The organism is Actinomycetota bacterium, assembly GCA_030774015.1.
Taxonomy (GTDB): Bacteria; Actinomycetota; UBA4738; order UBA4738; family JACQTL01; genus JALYLZ01.
On record JALYLZ010000098.1, the window covers coordinates 1 to 3,240 of the forward strand.

At 68.7% G+C, this 3,240-nt stretch carries 4 protein-coding genes; 2 read left to right on the forward strand and 2 right to left on the reverse strand.

Going from position 1 to position 3,240, the window contains the following annotated elements:
- Nucleotides 1-1,022, forward strand: a 1,022-nt coding sequence (gene tuf / locus M3Q23_09700) for an elongation factor Tu (protein ID MDP9342345.1), incomplete at its 5' end; no start/stop codon positions are given.
- A gap of 24 nt (nucleotides 1,023-1,046) precedes the next feature.
- Nucleotides 1,047-1,211: a 50S ribosomal protein L33 gene (rpmG, locus tag M3Q23_09705; GenBank protein ID MDP9342346.1), complete on the forward strand. Its 165-nt coding sequence runs from the start codon at nucleotides 1,047-1,049 to the stop codon at nucleotides 1,209-1,211.
- Between the two features lie 63 nt (nucleotides 1,212-1,274).
- Here the strand turns inward: rpmG and M3Q23_09710 are convergent, their stop codons facing one another.
- Both M3Q23_09710 and M3Q23_09715 read right to left on the reverse strand, forming a co-directional pair.
- Nucleotides 1,275-2,591, reverse strand: a complete 1,317-nt coding sequence (locus M3Q23_09710; GenBank protein MDP9342347.1) for a tryptophan 7-halogenase — start codon at nucleotides 2,589-2,591, stop codon at nucleotides 1,275-1,277.
- 75 nt (nucleotides 2,592-2,666) lie between these two features.
- The coding region (locus M3Q23_09715; protein MDP9342348.1) for a response regulator transcription factor at nucleotides 2,667-3,240 on the reverse strand (574 nt) is incomplete at its 5' end.

A 3,240-nucleotide genomic window follows, 5' to 3' on the forward strand; every position in this document is an offset into this window, starting at 1 on the left:
AGGAGAAGGAGCGGGGCATCACCATCGCCATCGCCCACGTGGAGTACCAGACCGAGAACCGCCACTACGCCCACGTGGACTGCCCCGGGCACGCCGACTACATCAAGAACATGATCACCGGGGCCGCCCAGATGGACGGGGCCATCCTGGTGGTCTCGGCCGCCGACGGCCCCATGCCCCAGACCCGGGAGCACGTCCTTTTGGCCCGCCAGGTGGGGGTCCCCTACATCGTGGTGTTCCTGAACAAGGCCGACATGGTGGACGACCCCGAGCTCCTCGACCTGGTGGAGCTGGAGGTCCGGGAGCTCCTCACCTCCTACGAGTTCCCCGGCGACGACGTGCCCGTGATCGTGGGATCGGCCCTGAAGGCCCTGGAGGGCGACCCGGAGGCCACGGCCAAGATCGAGGAACTGATGGCCGCGTGCGACAGCTACGTTCCCGAGCCGACCCGGGACGTGGACAAGCCCTTCCTGATGTCCATCGAGGACGTGTTCTCTATCACGGGGCGGGGCACGGTCACCACGGGCCGGGTGGAGCGGGGGACGCTCCAGAAGATGGCCGAGGTCGAGATCGTCGGGCTCAAGCCCACCCGCAAGACCATCGCCACCGACCTGGAGATGTTCCGCAAGCTCCTGGACGAGATCCGGGCCGGCGACAACGTGGGCGTCCTCCTCCGCGGCATCGACAAGGACGAGGTGGAGCGGGGCCAGGTCCTGGCGAAGCCGGGGTCCATCACTCCCCACACGGACTTCACCGCGCAGGTGTACGTCCTGAGCAAGGAGGAGGGCGGCCGGCACACCCCGTTCTTCGGGAACTACAAGCCGCAGTTCTACTTCCGGACCACCGACGTCACCGGCACCGTGCAGCTGGGCGAGGGCGTGGAGATGATCATGCCCGGTGACAACACCGAGATGACCGTTTTGCTGGAGAAGCCCATCGCCATGGAGGAGGGCCTCCGCTTCGCCATCCGCGAGGGCGGCCGCACCGTCGGCGCCGGCCGCGTCACGAACATCGTCAAGTAGCCTGAGACCGACTAGGAAACCGAGATGCCAAAGACCGACAACCGACCCGTGATCACCCTGGCCTGCACCGACTGCAAGCGCCGCAACTACGTGACCGAGAAGAACCGCACGAACGACCGCGACCGCCTGGAGCTGAAGAAGTACTGCCGCTGGTGCCGAGGCCACACCCTCCACCGAGAGACCCGCTGACGGTTCCGGGCCCCGAGGTAGCGCGGCCTCTATGCGTCGGGAGCCGGCCGAGCTGGGAGTGGCCTAGTTCGCGACGGCCGGGCGGTAGTTCGGGTCCAGGGCACCGGGGCGGAGGAGGCTTCCGGGGGTGGCCATGACCCTTTCGTACGCGTCTTCCATGACGTCGATGAGGTCGCGAGCCCGCTGGAGAGACTCGGGGATGTACAGGTTCCCCTGGATCACCCGGATGACCCGCTCGCGGAAGCGCTTGCGGACGGCGTAGATCGTGAACAGGTTCTGGAGCTTGTAGAATAGCGCGATCAGCCGGTACCAGGTCTCGACGCCGTCGCCGACGCGGCGCTCGAACTCCTTGAACTCCATCTCCTCGTCGCCGCCCTTCAGCACGGCGTCGAGGGTGTCGAACGCGATGGCGCCCGAGTACGTGGCCACGTCGACGCCGGTCGAGAAGATGGGATCGACGAACCGGAGGGCGTCACCGGCCAGCAGCCAGCCCGGCCCGGACAGGCGCTCGATCTTGTAGGTGTAGTCGCCCTGGATCCACCACGGGCGGATGCGCTCGGCGTTGCGCATGTAATGGGTGAGGCTGCGGTTCCGGCTGATCAGGGACTGGAAGAACTCCTCGTGGCTGCGCCCGGACTTCTCGAAGTGCACCTTGTCCGTGACCATGCCGACCGAGGTGATCCCGAAGCGCAAGGGGATCTGCCACGCCCAGGCCCGTTCCATCCCGAGGAAGTGCAGGAACAGGTTTCCGGCGAGCTCGGGAGGCTGCGGCTCGAGCCCCCGGAACCACGAGTAGATGGCGAACTGGTTGAACACGGGGTCCTTTGTCCGCAGGCCGAGCTGGCTGGCGATCATGCAGCGACGGCCCGACGCGTCCACCACGTACCGGGCAGACAGGTCGCGCTCCCAGCCGTCGGCGACCTTGGCCCGAACCCCCACCGCCCGGTCCCCGTCGAAGAGAACCTTCTGCACCGTCACGCCCTGCAGGACCTGCGCGCCCTTCTCGTGGGCGTGGCGGAGCAGCATGGTGTCCAGCACGTCCCGCTCGACGTTGTAGGTGTACAGCTGGGGTGCGTCGGGAGGCGGGAACTCGCCGAGGTTGATGGTGACGAACGAGCCCACCGGCGACCGGGGCGAGGTCCAGCAGGCCCCCGGCTTGTGGACGAACCCGGCGTCCTCCATCTTCTCCAGGAACCCGATCCGCTTGAAGATGAAGTTCGTGGACGGGGTGAGGGACTCGCCCACGTGGTCGCGGGGATGGATGTCCTTCTCGATGACGAGGGCCCGGTACTCCTCCATGCCGAGCAGCGAGCCCAGCACGGAGCCGGCGGGCCCGCCGCCGATGACGATGACGTCGTAGTCAGTTTCGTGAGTGCTCAACGATTCCCCACCCAGAAGGTCGCGCCGAGACTACCGAAGTGAACTTCATGGGTCAACGGGTCCCGCGCCTCCGGGTCAGGGGCGCGCGCTGACCTTCCCGTGGCGGATGGCGAAGGCCAGGGCCTCCGTCTTCGAGTGCACGCCCAGCTTGGTGAGGACGTTCTGCACGTGCGTGCGCAGGGTGGCCACGCTGATCCCGAGGAACATCGCGATCTGCTCGGGGCGGGCGCCGTCGGCCATGAGCTGGAGGATCTCGGTCTCCCGGGCGGTCAGCCGGTCGGCCCGCTGCTGGGCGGTGGCGCGCTCGGCCCGGCGATGGCGGAGGCGACGGAGCAGCCGCCGGCGCTCCTCCGCGCTGAGCAGCGGCTCGCCCGCTGCCGCCCCTCGCACGGCCCGGGCCACCGACTCGACGGGCTCGAACTTCGACACGATGCCGACGGCCCCCGCCTCCACGGCCCGGGCCAGCATGAGGTCGCCCTGGTCGGCGGCCAGGACCACGATCCGCGCCTCGGGGGCCGCCTCGCCCAGGCGGCGCACGGCGTCGATCCCGGAGTCGCCGGGAAGCGCCAGGTCGGCCAGGACCACCTGGGGCGCGGCCTCCGCGGCTTGCGAGACGGCGTCGTCGGGACCGTGGGCCACGCCCACCACC

Coding starts and splice junctions, on each gene's coding strand:
- rpmG (MDP9342346.1), top strand. CDS start 1,047: ATGCCAAAGACCGACAACCGACCCGTGATCACCCTGGCCTGCACCGAC.